This window comes from Blastococcus sp. SYSU D01042 (assembly GCF_054050515.1).
The window spans coordinates 1-19170 of the sequence record NZ_JBJGZM010000005.1 but is presented as its reverse complement, the minus strand read 5'-3'; the positions used below and the strand labels follow the sequence as shown (position 1 = coordinate 19170).

Here is a 19170-nt window from a genome sequence, read left to right as displayed (position 1 = left end):
ACCGGCCGCTACGGCTGGGCGGGCCGCTCGGCCGGCTGCGCCTCCTGCTGCGTGGCGGCCGGCTGGCCGACCGCCGGGGAGCCCTGCTCGAGCGCCGCCGCCGGGGCGCCGCTCTCCACGGCCGGGGTGCCGCCGCCCATCGAGGCGCGGATGGCGTCCAGCCGCGAGGCACCGGCCACGTCCAGGGTGGCCTTCTCGACCTCGAGCATGCGGCCCTCGACCGAGTTCTGGGCCAGCTCGGCCTGCCCGAGGGCGTTGGCGTAGCGCGCCTCGATCTTGTCGCGGACCTCGGACAGGCTCGGGGTGTTGCCCGGCGCCGACAGCTCGTTGACCTGCTTGAGCGAGCTGGCCACGTGCTCCTGCATCTTGGCCTGCTCGAGCTGGCTCATCAGCTTGGTGCGCTCGGCCAGCGTCGTCTGGAGCCGCATGCGGCTCTGCTCGACCGCGCCGCGCGCCTGCTCGGCGGCCTGCAGCGCCTCGTCGTGGCTGCGCTTGAGGTCCTCCATGGCCTGCTCGGCCGCGACCAGCTGGGTCGCGAAGGCCTGGGCGGCGTTCTCGTACTCGCCGGCCTTCGCCGCGTCGCCCCCGGCGCGCGACTTGTCCGCCAGCGTCAGGGCCTGGCGGGCCGACGCCTGCAGCTTCTCGACCTCGCCGAGCTGCCGGTTCAGCCGCATCTCCAGCTGGCGCTGGTTGCCCAGCACGGCCGCCGCCTGGTTGGCCAGCGACTGGTGCCGCTGCTGCTCGGCCTCGATCGCCTGCGCGATTTGGATCTTGGGATCGGCCCGCTGGTCGATCTGCGCGTTGGCCGACGCCGTCAGGTACTTCCACAACTTCACGAACGGGTTGGGCATGGGTTCCTCCTGCTCCGGCACCGGGGCCGGGGGTGGGTGGCCGGCGCGGCGGTGTTCGTCGCCCCCATCGTCCCAGGTGACTGCCCGGACTGGCCAACGGGTCGACACGGACGCGGCCCCCTACGGTTGACCCCGTGCCCGCAGCCCCGCCGACCCTGTGCGTCCTGGGTGAGCTGGTCGTCGACCTGCTGCCCGTCCCGGGAGCCGACGCCGGCCCGGAGGGAACCGCACCGCAGTACGTCGCCCGACCGGGCGGGAACGCCCTGAACGTGGCGGTGGCCGCCGGCCGGCTGGACGCCCCGGTGGCCCTGGTGGCGCGGCTGGGCACCGGCCCGCTGGGCGCGGCCCTCCGCCGGCACGCCGAGCTCGCCGGGGTGGACGTCCGTGGCTTCGTGGACGCCGCGGAACCGGTGAGCCTCGCCGTCATCGGCCTGCACCCGGACGGCTCCCCCGACTACGGCTTCCACGTGCTCGGTGCCGCCGACTGGCAGTGGACCGGCGAGGAGCTGGACCGGTCGCTCCCGGAGAGCACCGCCGTCCTGCACGTCGGTTCCATCTCCAGCTGGACGGAGCCGGGTGCCGGCGCGATCGCAGCGCTGGTGGACCGGCTCGCCGGGACGGCGCTGATCAGCGTCGACCCCAACATCCGGCCGCCGCTGGCCGACGGGCCCGTCGCCGCACCGCTCGGCAACGACCGCGCGGGCGTCACCGCGCGGCTCGACCGCCTCGTCGCCCGCGCCGACGTGGTCAAGGTGAGCGCGGAGGACCTCGAGTGGCTCGAGCCGGGCGCCCGGGACCTCGACGACGCCGCCCGCCGCTGGGCCGACCGCGGCCCGGCGCTGGTGCTGCTCACCGACGGCGGCGCCCCCCTGCGGGTCGCCCGGCCCGGGCGGCCGGTGCTGCACCGCGAGCCCTCGACCGTCGAGGTGGCCGACACCGTGGGCGCGGGCGACTCGCTGGCCGCCGGGCTGCTCACCGGGCTGTTGGCAGCAGGCGTCACCGACCGGGCCGCCCTGGAGGCCCTGGACGACCACCGGCTGCTCGCGGTCGTCGACGACGCCGCCCTGGTCGCCGCCCTGAACTGCACGCGCGTGGGCGCCGACCCGCCCACCCGGGCCGAGCTCGACGCAGCCCGGGCCGCCGGATGACCGGGAGCCTCCGGCTGGTCGGCTTCGAGGAGCTGTCCGCGAGCGTCCTGCGCGCCCGCCTGCTCGCCCGCCGCGGTGAGTTCTGGTCCAGCAGCGTGCTGGCCGACGACGAGGTCCGGTGCCTGCACGACCCGCTGTTCTTCCACCAGCTCGGCGGCTTCGGCGCGGTCGCCCTGACCCCGACGGACCAGGACGCCGGCTACCTGCTGGGCGTGGTCAGCGCCGACCGGCTGGCCGTCGTGCACGCCGTCGCGGTGCACCCCGACCACCGGGGCCGCGGGGTGGCCGCGCGCCTGCTCGACCGGTTCACCGGGCTCGCGGCGGGTGCCGGCGCGCGGGCGGTCCAGGCCGTGGCGCGCCCGGACGACGCCGCGGCGCGCGGGCTCGCCGAGCGCGTCGGCGCGTCGTCGGCGCCGTCCCCGGACCACGCGGGCCCGGGTGCCGACCGGGTCGTCTACACCCGCTCCGTGCGAGCCGCCTGACGCCCGGTCAGTGCCGCCGCGAGCCGCGCCGCCTGGCGGTGCCGGTCGATCGACCGGCCGGGCTGCAGCACCACGCCCAGCAGCCACCGCGCCGCCAGCTCGGCCCCGTCGTCGTCGGTGGACAGCGCCGCGGCGAGCCGGCCGCAGAGGGCCCGCCAGCCGTCCGGGTCGACGGCGAGCAGGCCCGCGAGCAGCTCCGGCTCGGTGCCGGCGACGCGGCGCAGCACCGGGTGACCGCCCAGCTCGTCGGAGAGCGCGGCCAGCGCCTGCGCCGGCGGGAGCCCAGAGGCCAGCTGACCGAGCCGGTCCAGCTCGCGCGCCAGGAGCTCGCGGGCGACCTCGTCCTTGGTCCGGAAGTGGTTGTACAGCGTGGCCTTCGCGACGCCCGCGGCGGCGGCGATCGACTGCATGGTGCTGCGCCGGACGCCGCTCTCGGCGAACGCCCGGGCGGCGCCCTCGAGCAGGCCGCGGCGGGTCGGGTTCACGACGGCGCCGCCGGGACGCCGTGCCGCATCAGGCGGCGAGCGAGACCGCCTCGCCCCGGCGCAGGGCCGAGCGGGCGGGCGCACCGACCAGGGCCAGCGCGGGCTCGGCCGCGGGCACCCCGGCCTCCTCGGCCGGGGCCTCGGTGGCGGACGCGGCCGCGTCGGCGGCGTCGTCCGGGACGGGGTGGGCCAGCGCGCGCACGCCACCGGCACCGGCCACGCGCAGCTCCAGGCTCACCTCGGCGAGCAGGTCGGCGAGCTCCACGTCGAGGGCGTCGCAGATGGAGGCGAGCAGCTCGGAGGAGGCCTCCTTCTGCCCGCGCTCGACCTCGGAGAGGTAGCCGAGGCTGACCCTCGCTGCGCCCGAGACGTCGCGCAGCGTCCGGTGCTGACGCAGCCGGTGACCCCGCAGGGTGCTCCCGAGCTGTGTACGCAGCAGCAACATGGCCACTCTCCTGTCCTGCGAGCGGGGAAGCACGGAGCCCTTCGCGGGCGCCGTGCGCCCACCGTACGCGGCGCCGCGGCCGGTGGCTGGCCCACCCGGCTCGCGTCCTCTCACGGCGTAACGCGGCCGGGCGGGATGGCGTTCCCGCCGCGGCCCAGCCGGACGAGCAGCGCATCGGTCGCCGCGGCGACCGCGGCCGCGCGCACCGCCGCCCGGTCGCCGGGCAGGTCGAGCTCGACGACGTCGGTGCGCCGGCCGTCGGAGATGCCGACGTACACCCGGCCGGGCGCGTGCCCGTCGACGGCGGCGGGGCCGGCGACACCGGTCAGGCCGACGCCCCAGGTGGCGGTGCACCGCTCGCGCACGCCCTCGGCGAGCGCGGCGGCCGTCGGCCGGCTCACCGGCCCGTGCTGGGCCAGCAGCCCGGACGGGACGCCGGCGAGCGCCGCCTTGAGGTCGGTCGCGTAGACGACCACGCCCCCGCGCAGCGTGGCGCTGGCACCGGGCACCTCGGCCAGCCCGGCGCAGAACAGCCCTGCGGTCAGCGACTCGGCCGCCGCCACCGTCTCGCCCCGCGCGAGCAGCGCCCGGTGCAGCTCGGCGGACGAGGCCATCAGGCGGCGGTGTCGGTCCGCGCGTCGGCGGTGCCCGCGCTGTCCGCGGCCGAGCGACGCGCGGCCGCGGCCCGCATGGCACGGGCGCTGGTCCGGCGCAGCCGCAGCGCGCGCACGACGTAGTCCAGCCCGGTGACGACGGTGAGCACGAGCGCGATCGCCATGACCCACCAGCGGCCGGTGGCCGCCAGCCCGGTCAGGGGCAGGATGTAGAGGCCGATGGCCAGCGCCTGGGCCACGGTCTTGGCCTTGCCGCCGCGGCTGGCCGCGATCACCCCGTGCCGGATGACCCAGAAGCGCAGCACGGTGACGCCGACCTCGCGGACCAGGATCACCCCGGTGACCCACCAGGGCAGCATCCCCAGCGCGGAGAGCCCGATCAGCGCCGTGCCGGTGAGCGCCTTGTCCGCGATGGGGTCGGCCAGCTTGCCGAACTCGGTCACCTGGCCGGTGCGGCGGGCGATCATCCCGTCGTACCGGTCGGTGATGATGGCCAGCCCGAAGACCAGCGTCGCCCAGTAGCGGCCGGCGTCGTCGAGGCCGTCGTCGCGGAGCAGCAGGTAGGCGAACAGCGGCACGACCGCCAGCCGCAGCACGGTGAGCGCGTTGGGCAGGTTCACGAGGCGCGCCGTCTGCGGCGGCGTCGCCGCCGGGTCGGGCAGCACCTCGCTCATGCGGTCACCGACCGGATCCGGCCACGGCGGGGACGACGGCCCGGGCCACGAGGTCGATGCCCTCGGTGCCGACCACCAGCGCCTGCACCAGCTCGCCGGCCACCGCTCCCGCGGGTACCTCGGCGACGGTCGTCGTGCCGTCGGCGTCGGGGTCCTGGTGGGCGGCGTGCCCCAGCCACACCCCGGGGCCATCGTCGGCGGAGAGGTCCTCGGTCAGCAGCACCTCGACCCGCTCGCCGACCCGGTCCTCGGCCCGCTGGGCGGTCAGCTCCTCGACGAGGTCGGTGATGCGGCGGACGCGGGCGTCGATCTCGGCCTGGTCGAGCTTGCCCGGCAGCCCGATGGCCTCGGTGCCCTCCTCGTCGGAGTACCCGAAGACACCGACCGCGTCGAGCCGCCCCTCGGTGAGGAAGCGCTCGAGCTCGGCGACGTCCTCCTCGGTCTCGCCGGGGAACCCGAGGATGACGTTGGTGCGGAAACCGGCGCCCGGGGCCAGTGCCCGGGCGCGTGCGATCAGCGCGAGGAAGTCGTCGGTGCCGCCGAACCGGCGCATGCGGCGCAGCAGCGTGGGCGAGGAGTGCTGGAAAGACAGGTCGAAGTAGGGCGCGACGCCGCTGGTCCCGGCGATCAGCTCCAGCAGCCCCGGCCGCAGCTCGGCCGGCTGCAGGTAGGCCACCCGCACCCGGGCGATCCCCGGGACGGCGGCCAGCTCGGGCAGGAGCTTCTCCAGCGAGCGCAGGTCCCCGAGGTCCTTGCCGTAGGAGGTCGAGTTCTCGCTGACCAGCACCAGCTCGGTGACGCCCTGCTCGGCCAGCCACCGGGCCTCGCCGAGCACCTCGGCCGGCGGGCGGGACACGAAGGCGCCCCGGAAGGTGGGGATGGCGCAGAACGCGCAGCGCCGGTCGCAGCCCGAGGCCAGCTTCAGCGCCGCGGTGGGGCCGGAGGCCAGGCGCTGCCGGCGCAACCAGCCGTGGCCCGGGATCGCGGGGGCGTCGGGGGCGACGGTGGCGGCGGTGCGCTGCACCGGGCTGATCGGGAGCAGCGTGCGTCGGTCCCGCGGGGTGTGCGGGACCAGCGGGCGCCCGGCGAGGACGTCATCGAGCCGGTCGCCGATCTGCGCGTAGTCGTCGAAGCCCAGGACGGTCGCCTCGGGCAGCGCGCCGGCGAGCTCGGAGCCGTACCGCTCGGCCATGCAGCCGACGGCGACGACGGGCGCCCCGCTGTCGGTGGCGGCGAGGATCGCGTCGACGGAGTCCTTCTTGGCCGACTCGATGAAGCCGCAGGTGTTGACGAGCACCGCGTCGGCGGCGTCGGCGTCCTCGACCAGCTGGTAGCCGCCGGCGGCCAACCGCCCGGCCAGTTCCTCGGAGTCGACCTCGTTGCGGGCGCACCCGAGGGTCACCACCGCCACGGTCCGGGCAGGCTGCGGCGCAGGTGTCACCCGGCCATCGTAGTCGCCGGGGGCGGACTCCCCGGCGTCGGCGAGGGTGACGTTGCTCAGGCTTCTCCCCCGCGCAACGTGAACAACACCGACTCCAGCTCGTCGGGCTTGATCAGCACGTCGCGCGCCTTGGAGCCCTCGGAGGGTCCGACGATGCCGCGGCTCTCCATCAGGTCCATCAGCCGGCCGGCCTTGGCGAACCCGACGCGCAGCTTGCGCTGCAGCATCGAGGTCGAGCCGAACTGGCTGGTGACGATGAGCTCCACGGCCTGCAGCAGCAGGTCGAGGTCGCCGCCGATGTCCTCGTCGATCTCCTTCTTCTCGCCCGCCGCCCCGGCGGAGAAGACCTCCTCGCGGTACTCCGGCTCGGCCTGTCGCTTGGTGAACTCGACGACCGCCTCGATCTCGGCGTCGGTGACGAAGGCGCCCTGCACGCGCATCGGCTTGCCCGCGCCGATCGGCATGAACAGCGCGTCACCCATGCCGATGAGCTTCTCCGCGCCCGGCTGGTCGAGGATGACCCGGCTGTCGGTGAGGCTGGAGGTCGAGAACGCCAGCCGCGAGGGCACGTTGGCCTTGATCAGGCCGGTGACGACGTCGACCGACGGGCGCTGCGTGGCGAGGATGAGGTGGATGCCCGCGGCGCGCGCCTTCTGCGTGATGCGGACGATGTGCTCCTCGACGTCGCGCGGGGCCACCATCATCAGGTCCGCGAGCTCGTCGACGATCGCGAGGATGTAGGGGTAGGGCCGGTAGACCCGCTCGCTGCCGGGGGGCGCGGTGATCTCGCCCTTCTCGACCTTGCGGTTGAAGTCGTCGATGTGCCGCACGCCGGTGGACTTCATGTCCTGGTAGCGCTGCTCCATCTCCTCGACCAGCCAGGCCAGCGCGGTGGCCGCCTTCTTCGGGTCGGTGATGATCGGCGTGATCAGGTGCGGGATGCCGTCGTAGGGCGTCAGCTCCACCATCTTCGGGTCGACCAGGATCATGCGCAGCTGGTCGGGCGTGGCCCGCAGCAGCAGCGAGGTCAGGATCGAGTTGACGCAGCTGGACTTACCGGCACCGGTGGCGCCGGCGACCAGCAGGTGCGGCATCTTCGCCAGGTTGGCGCAGACGAAGCCGCCCTCGATGTCCTTGCCCAGGCCGACCAGCATCGGGTGCGGGTCCTGCTTGGCGGCACCGGACCGGAGGACGTCGCCGAGGCTGACCTTCTCGCGGTCGGTGTTGGGCACCTCGATGCCGACGGCCGACTTGCCCGGGATCGGCGCCAGGATGCGGATGTTGTCGTTGGCCACCGCGTAGGCCATGTTCTTGGTGAGCTGGGTGATCTTCTCGACCTTGACGCCCTGGCCGAGCTCCACCTCGTAGCGCGTGACCGTCGGGCCGCGGGTGAAGCCGGTGACCGCGGCGTCGATGTTGAACTGCTCGAGCACCCCGCTGATCGCCTCGATGGCGACGTCGTTGGCCTTGGACCGGGCCCGCGGCGGGTCGCCGGGCCGCAGCATCGACAGCGCGGGGAGCGCGTAGTCGCCCTCGACCGGCTGGATGGAGAGCTGCTGCGGCTCGGTGATCGGCGGCAGGTCCTCCGGCGGGGAGGTGCGGTCGACCACCGGCGGCCGGGGCGGGGCCGGGCGGAGCTCGGTGTGCTCGGGCTCGGTGGTGAGGGTGGCGTCGGCGGCCGCGGCCATCGCCCCGTGGTCGATCGGCCCGGTGGAGAGCAGGTCCTCGGACAGCTTGCGGCGGGACCGGCGGCCGGTCGGCGCGGGCTCGGCCTGCTCGTCCTCGTACTCGTCGAAGTCGTCGTACTCGTCGTCGTCGTACTCGTCGTTGCGCCCGAGCAGCCGGTCGGCCAGCTCCCGCATCCGCTCGGGGATCTGGTGCACCGGGGTCGCGGTGATGACGAGCAGCCCGAAGAAGGCCAGCAGGACGAGCAGCACGACGGTGACGGCGCTGCCCATCCCGGTGACCAGCGGCGTCCCGACGCCCCAGCCGATGAGGCCACCCGACCCGGGCACCCCGGCCTCGGGGACGGCGGGGTCGCCCACGACCTGCGCGATGCCGAGCACCGAGGCGACGGTGCACACCCAGCCGATGACCAGCCGGCCGCGGGCCTCCGGTCGGGGGCCGCGGCGCAGCAGCCGGAGCGCGGTGAAGAACAGGACGACCGGCAGCACCACGACCAGCGCGCCGATGACCCACCGGACGCCGTCGGTCAGGGCGGCGCCGACGGGGCCGATGCCGTTGCTCCAGGCGGCGGCGCCGAGGACGACGGCCAGCCCGAGGACGGCGAGCCCGACGCCGTCGCGGCGGTGCTCGGGCGCGAGCGGCTCGGCCTCCTCCGGGCGGGCGACCGACCGGGCCAGCCCGCCGGCGCCGCGGGCGAGCAGGTTCCAGCTGCCGGAGACCACGCCCCAGAGCCCGGAGGACTGCTTCTTCCGGGCTGCGGCGGCGGGACGGCGGTTGCCGGAGCGCTTGGCGGCCGGCCGCTTCTTGCTCGCCGCGGTCGACCCCGAGCGGCTCCGGCCGGACGCCGGGCGCGTGGACGTGCTGCGGGCAGGCATGCGTCGAACGGTAATCCGCGTGGAGGTCCCGGACGGGCAGGCCGGGCGTCGTGTCCCGCACCGGTCGCCCATCTCATAACGTCACAGGCATGAGCCCCTCGCTCCCCCGCCGGCCCGGCAGCTGGCCGACCCCGATCACCTCCGAGCTCGTGGTCCGCGCGGCCGCCCGGATCGGCGAGGTCGTCGTCGACGGCGCCGACGTGTGGTGGTCGGAGTCCCGGCCCGACGAGGGCGGCCGGTCGGTCGTGGTCCGCCGCCGCCCGGACGGCACGGTGACCGACGCGCTGCCCGCCCCGTGGAACGCCCGCACCCGCGTGCACGAGTACGGCGGCGGGGCGTGGACCGTCGCGGACGGCACGCTGTGGTTCACCGAGTTCTCCGACCAGCGGCTGTACCGGCTCGACGCCGGCGCCGAGGCACCCGTGGCCGTCACCCCGGCGCCCGAGGTCCCGTCGGGCGTCCGCTACGCCGACCTGCACGTCACCCCCGCGGGGATCCTCGCCGTGCGGGAGACCCACCCGGCCCACGGCGGGGCGGCCGACGTGGTCAACGAGGTCGTCCGCGTCACCGACGGCGGCACCGAGGTCCTGGTCTCGGGTCCGGACTTCGTCTCCGATCCGCGCCTCGCCCCGGACGGCGTCACCCTGTCCTGGCTGCAGTGGGACCACCCGCACATGCCGTGGGACGCAGCCCAGCTCGTCGTGCGGGCCGCCGACGGCTCCGAGCACGTGCTGGCCGGCGGGCCCGGCGAGTCGGTGGTCCAGCCCACGTGGGGCGGGGACCTGGCGCTGTGGTGGTTCAGCGACCGCACGAACTTCTGGTCGCTGTACCGGAAGCGCCCGCACGGGACCGCCGAGCCCGTCGTCGACGTGGGCGCCGACATCGCCGGGCCGCAGTGGGTGTTCGGGCAGAGCCGCGTCGCGCTGCTCGCCGACGGCCGGGTCGTGCTCGCGTACGGCCGCGCCGGGCACGACCGGCTCGCCGTGGTCGAGGCGGACGGGTCGCTGCGCGAGGTCGACGTCCCCTACGCCTCGCTGCGGAACCTGGCGGCGCACGGCGACGGCGTCGTGTGCGTGGCCGGTGGGCCGGACAGCGAGCCGGTGGTCCTGCGGGTGCCCCTCGACGGGACCGCGCCGGAGGTGCTTCGCCCGGCCCGCGACCTCGGGCTGGACCCGGCGTGGTTCTCCCGTCCGGAGCACATGACCTTCCCGACCGAGGACGCCGGCACCGGCATCGGCGAGGCGCACGCGCTGGTCTACCCGCCGGCCAACCCCGACGCGGTCGTCCCGGACGGCGAGCTCCCACCGCTGCTCGTCCTCGTCCACGGCGGCCCGACGTCGGCGGCGTCCCCGGTGCTCAACCTCGCCGTGCAGTACTGGACCTCCCGCGGCTTCTGCGTCGCGGACGTCGACTACCGGGGCTCCACCGGCTACGGGCGCCGGTACCGCGACGCGCTGCAGGGCCGGTGGGGGGTGGTGGACCTCGACGACGTCGTCGCCTGCGCCCGCTCCCTCGCGGACGCCGGCCGGGTCGACCCCGCCCGGATGGCGATCCGCGGCGGCTCGGCGGGTGGGTACACGACGCTGGCCGCCCTCTCGATGCGCCCCGGCGTCTTCACCGCGGGCGCCAGCCACTACGGCGTCGCCGACCTCGGCGCCCTGGCCGCGGAGACGCACAAGTTCGAGTCCCGGTACCTCGACGGGCTGGTCGCACCGTGGCCCGCGGGTGCCGAGGTCTACGCGGAGCGCTCGCCGATCAACCACGTCGACGCGCTGGGCACCCCGCTCGCGGTCTTCCAGGGCGACGAGGACGCGATCGTGCCGCCCGACCAGGCCGAGGCGATCGTCGCCGCGCTGCGCGCGAAGGGCGTGCCGCACGCCTACCTGCTCTTCCCCGGCGAGCAGCACGGCTTCCGCAAGGCGGAGAACATCCGCGCCGCGCTGGACGGCGAGCTGTCCTTCTACGCGCAGGTGTGGGGCTTCGACCTGCCGGCGGACGAGGCCGTGGTCCCGATCGCCGTCGTGGGGCCGTGACCACGACCCGCCCGGCGCGCGACGACGACCTGCCGCGGCTGCGCGACATCGAGCGCGCTGCCGGGCAGGCCTTCGCCGCGCTCGGCATGCAGCTCGTGGCCGAGGACGAGCCCCCGTCGCTCGAGACGCTGCGCGGGTACGCCGAGGACGGCCGCGCGTGGGTGCGCGCGGACGGCGCCGACCGCCCGCTGGCCTACCTGCTGGCCGACGTCGTCGACGGCTGCGCGCACCTCGAGCAGGTGAGCGTCCACCCGGACGCCGCCGGCGCCGGCCACGGCCGCGTGCTCGTCGAGCACCTGGTGGCGTGGGCCCGCAGCTGCGGCTTGCCCGCCGTCACGCTGACCACGTACGACGACGTCCCGTGGAACGGCCCGTACTACCGGCGGCTCGGCTTCCGGCCGCTTGACCCGGCGGAGCTCACCCCCGGCCTGCGGGAGATCCGCCGGCACGAGGCCGCGCACGGCCTGGACCGCTGGCCGCGGACGGCCATGGTGCTCGAGCTCAGACCTCCAGCACCGTCGGGATGATCATCGGGCGGCGGCGGTGCTTGTCCGACACCCACTTGCCCACGGTCCGGCGGATGATCTGCGACATGCGGTGGGCGTCGACCTCGTCGTCGTCCTGGAGGGCGCGGCGCAGGTTCTCCTCCACCAGCCTGAGCACCTCGTCGAAGGCCGACGGGTCGTCGGAGAAGCCCTTGGTGGACAGGTGGACCGGCCGCACGATGGTGCGCGTCGACGGCTCGACGACCACGGTGAGCGCCACGAAGCCCTCGTCGCCGAGGATGCGGCGGGCCTGCAGCGACTCCTCGCCGACGTCGCCCACGTTGAGCCCGTCGACGTAGACGTCACCGATCGGGACGCTGCCCACGATCGAGGCCTTGCCGTCGACCAGGTCGATGACCACGCCGTCCTCGGCGAGCAGCACCCGGTCGGCCGGCATGCCGGTCTCCTCGGCGAGCTTGGCGTGCGCGCGCAGGTGCCGCCACTCGCCGTGCACCGGCATCAGGTAGCGGGGCTTGGCGACGTTGAGCAGCGTGCGCAGCTCGCCGGCCGGCGCGTGCCCGGAGACGTGCACGCGCGCGGTCTCCTTGTGCACCACCGTCGCGCCGAGCCGGGACAGCCCGTTGATGACCTTGTAGACGGCGGTCTCGTTGCCCGGCACGAGCGAGGAGGCGAGCACGACGGTGTCGCCTGCCTCGATGGTGACCTGGTGGTGGTCTCCCCGGGCCATGCGGCCCAGCGCCGACAGCGGCTCGCCCTGGGAGCCGGTGCTGACCAGCACCACCTGCTCGGGCGGCATCTTGGCCGCGTCGTCCAGCGACACCATGAGGCCCGGCGCCACGTGCAGCAGCCCGAGATCGCGGGCGACACCCATGTTGCGGACCATGGAGCGGCCGACGAGCGCCACCTTGCGGCCGTGCTTGTGCGCGCAGTCGAGCACCTGCTGGATGCGGTGCACGTGGCTGGCGAAGCTGGAGACGATCAGCCGCTGGGTCGCACGGGCGAAGACGTCGTCCAGCACCGGGCCGATGCTGCGCTCGGGGGTGACGAAGCCGGGCACCTCGGCGTTGGTCGAGTCGGCCAGCAGCAGGTCGATGCCGGAGACGCCGAGCCGGGCGAACGCGCCCAGGTCGGTGAGGACGCCGTCGAGGGGCAGCTGGTCCATCTTGAAGTCGCCGGTGTGCACGAGCAGCCCCGCCGGGGTGTGCACCGCGACGGCCAGCGCGTCGGGGATCGAGTGGTTCACCGAGATGAACTCGCAGTGGAACGGCCCGGCGAGGTGGTCGTCACCGGCCGCGACCTCGACCAGCGTCGGGTCGATGCGGTGCTCGCGCAGCTTGGCCCTGACCAGCGCCAGCGTGAACCGGGAGCCGACCAGCGGGATGTCCCCCCGCAGCCGCAGCAGGTAGGGGATGGCGCCGATGTGGTCCTCGTGCCCGTGGGTGAGGACGACGGCGGCGATGTCGTCGAGGCGGTGCTCGATGACGCCGAAGTCCGGCAGGATCAGGTCGACGCCGGGCTGCTCGGCCTCGGGGAAGAGCACCCCGCAGTCGATGACGAGCAGCTGCCCGTCGAACTCGAGGACGGCCATGTTGCGGCCGATCTCACCCAGTCCGCCCAGCGCCATGACGCGCAGGCCGCCCTCGGGCAGCGGGGGCGGGGCCTTGAGGTCCAGGTGCGGCTGGGTGACCACGCCGCTCATCGGGTGCCACTCACAGGTCAACGCCTCCGTCGGCGAGGTCGATGCGCAGTTGCGCGAGCTGTTCGTCGGTCGCCTCGACCAGCGGCGGCCGCAGGGGGCCGGCCGGCAGGCCGAGAGCGTTGAGCGCCGCCTTGACCAGGATCGCGCCCTGGGTGCGGAAGATGCCGGTGTACACCGGCAGCAGGCTGTCGTTGAGCGTCCGGGCCCGGGTCAGGTCGCCGGCCTCCACGGCGGCCACCAGCTCGGCCAGCCGGGGCCCCACCAGGTGGCCGACCACGCTGACCACGCCGACGCCGCCCATGGCCAGGATCGGCAGGTTGAGCATGTCGTCGCCGCTGTAGAAGGCCAGGTCCGTGCGCGATCGCGTCCACGCCAGGTCGCCGAAGTCGCCCTTGGCGTCCTTCACCGCGACGATGCGCGGGTGCTCGGCCAGGCGCACGAGCGTCTCGACCTCGATCGGGACGACCGAGCGGTGCGGGATGTCGTAGAGCATCACCGGCAGGTCGGTGCTGTCGGCGACCGTGCCGAAGTGGCGCAGCAGACCGGCCTGCGGGGGCTTGTTGTAGTACGGCGTGACGACGAGCAGGCCGTCGGCGCCGAGCCGCTCGGCCGCCTGGGCGCGCTCCACCGTGTGCGCCGTGTCGTTGGTGCCGACCCCGGCCAGGACGGCGGCCCGGTCGCCGACGGCGTCGAGCACCGCCTCGAGGACGGCGTGCGACTCCCCGTCGCTCAGGGTGGGCGCCTCACCGGTCGTGCCGAGCACGACGAGCCCGTCGTGCGCCTGGCGGTCGACGAGGTGCGCCGCCAGCTCCTGCGCCCCGGCCAGGTCGATCGAGCCGTCCTCGGCCAGCGGCGTGACCATCGCCGTCAGCACGCGACCGAAGGGCCGGGCGGGGTCGGTGGGCATGGGCTGAATCTACCGAGCCGGTCGCGGGGGCACGGTCCCGGTGGCGTCGGCGCGCTCGTACTCGGACACGGCGAACGCCGGGCCGCCCGACCCGGACCGCGTCCAGCCGCTGCTCGGCGTCCGGACGGTGCACGTCCAGCCGCCGTCCAGCGGCGGCGCCCACGTGTCGCCGTCGACGGCGAGGTCGACCTCGGTGACCACGAGCCGGTCGGCGTGCGGCAGGAACGCGGCGTAGACCTCTCCCCCGCCGATCACCCAGAACGAGCCGTGGCGGGCGAGCACCTCGTCCACCGAGCCGACGCGCTCCGCGCCGTCGGCCGCCCAGCCCTCGTCCGAGGTCAGCACGACGTTCGTCCGGCCCGGCAGGGGGCGGAACCGCTCGGGCAGCGACTCCCAGGTGCGGCGCCCCATGACCACCGTCGACCCGGTCGTGAGCCGGCGGAAGAGCGCGAGGTCCTCGGGCAGGTGCCAGGGCAGCCCGCCGTCGGCGCCGATCACGCCGCCGCGCGCCTGCGCCCACACCATGCCCACGGTCACCACCGGCCGCCCGCCGTCAGACGGCCACGGCGCCGCGGATGGCGGGGTGGGAGCGGTAGTCGCGGAGGCCGAAGTGCTCGTAGGTGTAGTCGAACAGCGACGGCGCCGGGGCGAGCTCCAGGGTGGGGAACGGCAGCGCCTCGCGGGAGAGCTGCTCGGTCACCTGCTCGACGTGGTTGCTGTAGACGTGGCAGTCCCCGCCGACCCAGATGAAGTCGCCGGGCGCCAGCCCCACCTGGTCGGCGACCATCCGGGTGAGCAGCGCGTAGCTGGCGATGTTGAAGGGGACGCCGAGGAACATGTCGGCGCTGCGCTGGTAGAGCTGGCAGGAGAGCTTCCCGTCGGCGACGTAGAACTGGAACAGCGCGTGGCAGGGCGCCAGCGCCATCTCCGGCAGCGCGCCCACGTTCCAGGCCGAGACGATCATCCGCCGCGAGTCCGGGTCCGAGCGCAGGGTGTCGAGCACCGCGGAGATCTGGTCGATCTGCTGCCCGTCCGGCGCCGGCCAGGACCGCCACTGCACGCCGTAGACGGGGCCGAGCTCGCCCTCCGGGGACGCCCACTCGTCCCAGATGGTCACGCCCTGGTCGCGCAGCCAGCCGACGTTGCTCTCGCCGCGCAGGAACCACAGCAGCTCGACGGCGATCGACTTGAAGTGCACCTTCTTGGTGGTCACCAGCGGGAAGGTCTCCGACAGGTCGTAGCGCAGCCGCTCGCCGAACAGGCTCACCGTGCCGGTGCCCGTGCGGTCCTGCTTCGGCGTGCCCTGCTCCAGGATCCGTCGGAGGAGGTCTTCGTACTGGGTGTCGATCGGCGCTGCCACGTGCCCGAGACTACGGCCGGGGTCGGACGACCGGCAGCGGCCCGGCGCACCCGCCCCAGGCGGCTCAGCCCTCCCCGACGAGCGGGCTCGCGGCCACCTCGGTGCCGTCGGCCAGCGCGCTGATGCGGAAGTCCCCGAACACGTTGCCGGCCACCCGCTGCAGCTCCCGCAGGCACGCGATGGCCAGCTCTCGGATCTCGACGTCCGCGTGCTCGCTGGCGCGCATGGCGACGAAGTGCCGCCAGGCGCGGTAGTTGCCGGTGACCACGATCCGGGTCTCCGTGGCGTTGGGCAGCACCGACCGCGCGGCCTGCCGCGCCTGCTTGCGCCGCAGGGTGGCGTTGGGCGCGTCGGCGAACCGCTGCTCCAGCCCGGCGAGCAGCTGCTCGTAGGCCTCCAGGGCGGCCGCGGTGGAGGCGAGGAACAGCGCGTGCAGCTCCGGGTCCTCGGCGATGACCGCGGGCTCGACGACGTCGGCGTCACCCTCGGGCACGTAGCGCTGGGAGAGCTGGCTGTAGGAGAAGTGGCGGTGCCGGACCAGCTCGTGGCTCAGCGACCGGGAGACCCCGGTCAGGTACATGCTCACCGTCCCGTGCTCGAGCACGGAGAGGTGGCCGACCTCGAGGATGTGCCGCAGGTACCCGGCGTTCGTGGCGGTGGCCGGGTTGGGCCTGCCCCACGACTGGTAGCACGCCCGCCCGGCGAACTCGGCCAGTGCCTGCCCGCCGTCGGCGTCGGTCCGCCACGGGACGTCGGCCGGCGGGGTGAACTGCGTCTGGGCGACGACCTGGACCTTCAGCGGCACGATGTCGGGCACGCCGCCGAGCCTACGGCGGTGCACCCGCGCCCCCGGGCCGCACGGCAGACTGCCGGCGTGGACCTGCTGGGCACCGTGGTCGCCGTCCTCGGTGGGCTGGTGCTGCTGTGGCTGGCCCTCCTCCTCGCTGTCTGGCGGTCGCGCGCCCTGGCGCCCCGGGAGGCGCTGCGCCTGCTCCCCGACCTCGTCCGGCTGGTGCGCCGCCTCGCCGCGGACCGGACGCTGCCCCGGGGCGTGCGCGTCCGGTTGTGGCTGCTGCTCGGCTACCTGGTCTCCCCGCTGGACCTGGTGCCCGACGTCATCCCCCTGCTCGGGCACGCGGACGACGTGGTGCTGGTCGCCTGGACGCTGCGCTCGGTCGTCCGGACCGCCGGGCCCGACGCGCTGGCCCGGCACTGGCCGGGCGACCCGCGGGGGCTGGCGCTCGTCAGCCGGCTGGCCGGGCTGCCCGCGGCGGGGCCACCGCGCGGCTGAGCTCCCCGGCCAGGTCACCCCGCCCGACGACCTCGACGTCCTCCAGCTGCAGCCAGTCCGCCATCAGCCGCAGCTCCGCGGCGAGCTCCGCGGCGACCTCGGCGCGTGGCGCGCCCTCCTCGGCGAAGGCCGACTGCACGCGCAGCACCGACGCTTGCCGGTCGGCCTTGAGGTCCACACGGCCGACCAGCCGGTCGCCCAGCAGGAAGGGCAGGACGTAGTAGCCGTGCACCCGCTTGGCTGCCGGGGTGTAGATCTCCAGCCGGTAGCGGAAGCCGAAGATCCGCTCCACCCGCGGCCGTTCCCAGACCAGCGAGTCGAACGGGCTGAGCAGCGCCCGGGCCCGGATCCAGCGCGGGCGGCGCGCCGCCGGGTCCAGCCAGGCCGGCTTCCCCCAACCGTCCACCTGCACGGGGACCAGTTCCCCCGCGTCGGTGAGCTCCTCGATCGCGGTGCGCGCGTCGGAGGGGGTCAACCGGAAGTAGTCGCGCAGGTCGGTCGCGGTGGCGACGCCGAGGGCGCGGGCCGCGGTGCGGACCAGCTCGCGCACCGCGTCGGCCCGGTCGGGCACCGGCTGGGCGAGCACCGCGGCGGGGATCACCCGCTCGGTGAGGTCGTAGACCCGCTCGAAGCCGGCGGTCCGCCCGCGGGTGGTCAGGACGCCGGTGAAGAAGAGGTACTCGAGCGCGGCCTTGCCGGCGTGCCAGTTCCACATGCTGCCGGGCCGGTCTGGCCGCTCCTCGCCGAGCTCCGCCGCCCGGAGCGGGCCCCCGGTGCGCACCCGCTCGACCAGGCCGGCGACGTACTCGGGTCGCTCGCGCGCCACCCGGGTCATCGACCCCCAGGCCTGGCTCTGGGCGTCGGCCATCCGCCAGCGGAGGTGGGGGTGCAGCCGGACCGGCAGGAACGAGGCCTCGTGCGCCCAGTACTCGAAGAGCGCGCCGCGGCCGTCGGTGAGCGAGTCCAGGGCCTCCCGGGGGTAGCAGCCGAGCCGGCTGAAGAAGGGCAGGTAGTGCGCGCGGGAGAGCACGTTGACCGAGTCGATCTGCACGACGCCGAGCCGATCGGCGAGCCCGCGCAGCTGCCGGGTGCCGACCGGCGTCGCCGGGCGGGGGACGGCGAAGCCCTGCGCGCCCAGCGCGATGCGGCGGGCGAGTGCTGCGGGCAGCCGTTCTCCGGACGTCACGGGGCGATCCTGCCGTCCACCACCGACAACGCGCTGCCCGGAGCTGCCTAGGCTCGCGGACGTGGACCCCTCGCCGTTCCCCCGCCTGACCGGCTCCGCCGACGTGCAGGTGCGGCCGGCCCGCGCGGACGAGGCCGCCGACATCGCCCGGGTGCAGGCGATCGCCTGGCGGACCGCCTACCGCTCGGTGCTGCCCCCCGAGCTGCTGGACACCTGGGACGAGCAGGCCGCCGCCGACACGTGGCGGGCCGCGGTGCGATCGCCTCCGACACCGGCGCACCTGGTGCTCGTGGCGCTGGAGGGCGACACCGTCGTCGGCTTCACCGCCTTCGGTCCCGCCGACCTCACCGACGGCGAGCCCGCGGACCCGGCCGGCCCCATGTCGGACGTCTCCACGCTGCTGGTCGAGCCGCGCTGGGGCCGGCGCGGTCACGGCAGCCGCCTCCTGGCCGCCGTCGTCGACCTCGTCCGGTCGCAGGGCGTCGTCCGGCTGCGCACATGGGTGCCGGAGGCGGATGCCGTGACCGCCTCGTTCCTGGAGTCGGCCGGCTGGGAGCCCGACGGGTGGGCCCGCACGCTCGACACCGGCGGGACGCCCCTGCGCGAGCTCCGCTGGCACACCGTGCTCGGCGACGACGAGGGAGGAGACCCGACGTGAGCTTCTCCGGTTTCCCGGACGAGGGGCTGGTGTTCTACGAGGGCCTCGAGGCCGACAACACCAAGGCCTACTGGACGGCGCACAAGGCGGACTACGAGGCGTTCGTCCGCGCACCGGTGCTGGCCCTGCTCGAGGAGCTGTCCGACTTCGGGGCGGCGAAGGTGTTCCGGCCCTACCGCGACGTGCGCTTCTCGCACGACAAGACGCCGTACAAGACGCACCAGGGTGCGGTCGTGACGCCCGAGGGGCGGGGTGCCGGTTCCTGGTACGTGCAGATCTCGGCCGACGGCCTGCTGGTCTCCGGCGGGAGCTGGCGGCTGGAGAGCGACCAGGTGGCGCGCTACCGCCGTGCGGTCGCCGATCCGGTCCAGGGTGGGCGCCTGGAGCGGGAGGTCCAGCGGCTCAGGGAGGCCGGCTGGACGATCGAGGGCGACCGGCTGGTGCGCGTACCCGCCGGGTACCCGGCCGACGCCGACCGCATCGAGCTGCTCAAGCACAAGGCGCTGCACGCCACCCGGAGCTGGACCCCGGACGAGGACTGGCTGCACACCCGCGCCGTCGCCGCCCGCGTCCGCGAGGCGTGGCAGGACCTGGCGACGCTCAACGCGTGGCTGGCCGACAACGTCGGGGCGAGCACCAAGGAGCCCCGCCGCTGACGCCTCCCTGCACTCCTGCTTTTCCGCGGTTGTGCGGGCCGCTTCTCCGCGGAAAGGCGGGGCACTCCACGACGACGACGGAAGGGCCCCAGCACGTGTGCTGGGGCCCTTCCGGGAATGGTTGTCCGGCGGCGTCCTACTCTCCCACCCCGTCTCCAGGGCAGTACCATCGG

At 75.0% G+C, this 19170-nt stretch carries 20 protein-coding genes; 7 read left to right on the top strand and 13 right to left on the bottom strand.

All coding sequences use genetic code 11. The features are described 5' to 3' along the window. Positions 1–8: 8 nt before the first annotated feature. Positions 9–851 carry a PspA/IM30 family protein gene (locus ACI79H_RS11040; protein ID WP_456554429.1) on the bottom strand — a complete coding sequence of 281 codons (843 nt, stop codon included), beginning with the start codon at positions 849–851 and terminating at the stop codon, positions 9–11. Between the two features lie 134 nt (positions 852–985). On the opposite strand from ACI79H_RS11040, the gene ACI79H_RS11035 reads away from it, so the two are divergent. After that, positions 986–1999, top strand: coding sequence for a PfkB family carbohydrate kinase (locus ACI79H_RS11035; RefSeq protein ID WP_456554428.1), 1014 nt, complete (start codon positions 986–988; stop codon positions 1997–1999). After that, complete coding sequence (locus ACI79H_RS11030; RefSeq protein WP_456554427.1) at positions 1996–2481, top strand: GNAT family N-acetyltransferase; 486 nt, start codon at positions 1996–1998, stop codon at positions 2479–2481. Before ACI79H_RS11035 ends, ACI79H_RS11030 begins: the two co-directional genes overlap by 4 nt. Here ACI79H_RS11030 and ACI79H_RS11025 read toward each other — a convergent pair. The 6 genes from ACI79H_RS11025 to ACI79H_RS11000 all read right to left on the bottom strand — a co-directional run bounded on the left by ACI79H_RS11025 (position 2454) and on the right by ACI79H_RS11000 (position 8701). Next, positions 2454–2966: a TetR/AcrR family transcriptional regulator gene (locus ACI79H_RS11025; protein ID WP_456554426.1), complete on the bottom strand. Its 513-nt coding sequence runs from the start codon at positions 2964–2966 to the stop codon at positions 2454–2456. The two genes, ACI79H_RS11030 and ACI79H_RS11025, sit on opposite strands and share 28 nt — an antisense overlap. A gap of 28 nt (positions 2967–2994) precedes the next feature. Beyond that, positions 2995–3411: a helix-turn-helix domain-containing protein gene (locus tag ACI79H_RS11020; RefSeq protein WP_456554668.1), complete on the bottom strand. Its 417-nt coding sequence runs from the start codon at positions 3409–3411 to the stop codon at positions 2995–2997. A 110-nt stretch (positions 3412–3521) separates the two neighbouring features. Next, positions 3522–4025, bottom strand: a complete 504-nt coding sequence (locus ACI79H_RS11015) for a CinA family protein (protein WP_456554425.1) — start codon at positions 4023–4025, stop codon at positions 3522–3524. Then, entirely contained in the window at positions 4025–4699 is a 675-nt protein-coding gene (gene pgsA / locus ACI79H_RS11010) for a CDP-diacylglycerol--glycerol-3-phosphate 3-phosphatidyltransferase (RefSeq protein WP_456554424.1), read from the bottom strand. Before pgsA ends, ACI79H_RS11015 begins: the two co-directional genes overlap by 1 nt. Positions 4700–4703: 4 nt before the next feature. After that, entirely contained in the window at positions 4704–6140 is a 1437-nt protein-coding gene (gene rimO / locus ACI79H_RS11005) for a 30S ribosomal protein S12 methylthiotransferase RimO (RefSeq protein ID WP_456554423.1), read from the bottom strand. A gap of 56 nt (positions 6141–6196) precedes the next feature. Next, positions 6197–8701 carry a DNA translocase FtsK 4TM domain-containing protein gene (locus ACI79H_RS11000; RefSeq protein WP_456554422.1) on the bottom strand — a complete coding sequence of 835 codons (2505 nt, stop codon included), beginning with the start codon at positions 8699–8701 and terminating at the stop codon, positions 6197–6199. Between the two features lie 89 nt (positions 8702–8790). Here ACI79H_RS11000 and ACI79H_RS10995 point away from each other — a divergent pair, with 89 nt between their 5' ends. Next, positions 8791–10734, top strand: a complete 1944-nt coding sequence (locus ACI79H_RS10995) for a prolyl oligopeptidase family serine peptidase (RefSeq protein ID WP_456554421.1) — start codon at positions 8791–8793, stop codon at positions 10732–10734. Further along, positions 10731–11261 carry a GNAT family N-acetyltransferase gene (locus ACI79H_RS10990; protein WP_456554420.1) on the top strand — a complete coding sequence of 177 codons (531 nt, stop codon included), beginning with the start codon at positions 10731–10733 and terminating at the stop codon, positions 11259–11261. The genes ACI79H_RS10995 and ACI79H_RS10990 overlap by 4 nt, the downstream gene beginning before the upstream one ends. Here ACI79H_RS10990 and ACI79H_RS10985 read toward each other — a convergent pair. The 5 genes from ACI79H_RS10985 to thyX all read right to left on the bottom strand — a co-directional run bounded on the left by ACI79H_RS10985 (position 11236) and on the right by thyX (position 16023). Then, positions 11236–12939 carry a ribonuclease J gene (locus ACI79H_RS10985; RefSeq protein ID WP_456554419.1) on the bottom strand — a complete coding sequence of 568 codons (1704 nt, stop codon included), beginning with the start codon at positions 12937–12939 and terminating at the stop codon, positions 11236–11238. The genes ACI79H_RS10990 and ACI79H_RS10985 overlap by 26 nt on opposite strands. A gap of 10 nt (positions 12940–12949) precedes the next feature. Further along, a complete protein-coding gene (dapA, locus tag ACI79H_RS10980) occupies positions 12950–13846 on the bottom strand; it encodes a 4-hydroxy-tetrahydrodipicolinate synthase (protein WP_456554418.1) in 897 nt (298 codons plus the stop codon). A 9-nt stretch (positions 13847–13855) separates the two neighbouring features. Beyond that, a complete protein-coding gene (locus ACI79H_RS10975) occupies positions 13856–14371 on the bottom strand; it encodes a dihydrofolate reductase (protein ID WP_456554667.1) in 516 nt (171 codons plus the stop codon). A gap of 28 nt (positions 14372–14399) precedes the next feature. Further along, positions 14400–15206, bottom strand: coding sequence for a thymidylate synthase (locus ACI79H_RS10970; protein WP_456554417.1), 807 nt, complete (start codon positions 15204–15206; stop codon positions 14400–14402). A 64-nt stretch (positions 15207–15270) separates the two neighbouring features. Further along, positions 15271–16023 carry an FAD-dependent thymidylate synthase gene (gene thyX / locus ACI79H_RS10965; protein WP_456554416.1) on the bottom strand — a complete coding sequence of 251 codons (753 nt, stop codon included), beginning with the start codon at positions 16021–16023 and terminating at the stop codon, positions 15271–15273. A 57-nt stretch (positions 16024–16080) separates the two neighbouring features. Here thyX and ACI79H_RS10960 point away from each other — a divergent pair, with 57 nt between their 5' ends. Beyond that, positions 16081–16497, top strand: a complete 417-nt coding sequence (locus ACI79H_RS10960; protein ID WP_456554415.1) for a YkvA family protein — start codon at positions 16081–16083, stop codon at positions 16495–16497. Here the strand turns inward: ACI79H_RS10960 and ACI79H_RS10955 are convergent. Continuing rightward, on the bottom strand, positions 16451–17683 hold the full coding sequence (locus ACI79H_RS10955) for a winged helix-turn-helix domain-containing protein (protein WP_456554414.1): 1233 nt from the start codon (positions 17681–17683) through the stop codon (positions 16451–16453). The two genes, ACI79H_RS10960 and ACI79H_RS10955, sit on opposite strands and share 47 nt — an antisense overlap. A gap of 61 nt (positions 17684–17744) precedes the next feature. On the opposite strand from ACI79H_RS10955, the gene ACI79H_RS10950 reads away from it, so the two are divergent. After that, entirely contained in the window at positions 17745–18341 is a 597-nt protein-coding gene (locus ACI79H_RS10950; protein WP_456554413.1) for an N-acetyltransferase family protein, read from the top strand. Beyond that, the gene (locus ACI79H_RS10945) at positions 18338–18997 is read left to right on the top strand and encodes a DUF2461 domain-containing protein (RefSeq protein WP_456554412.1); all 660 of its coding nucleotides are present in this window, start codon (positions 18338–18340) and stop codon (positions 18995–18997) included. The genes ACI79H_RS10950 and ACI79H_RS10945 overlap by 4 nt, the downstream gene beginning before the upstream one ends. Positions 18998–19170 lie beyond the last annotated feature (173 nt).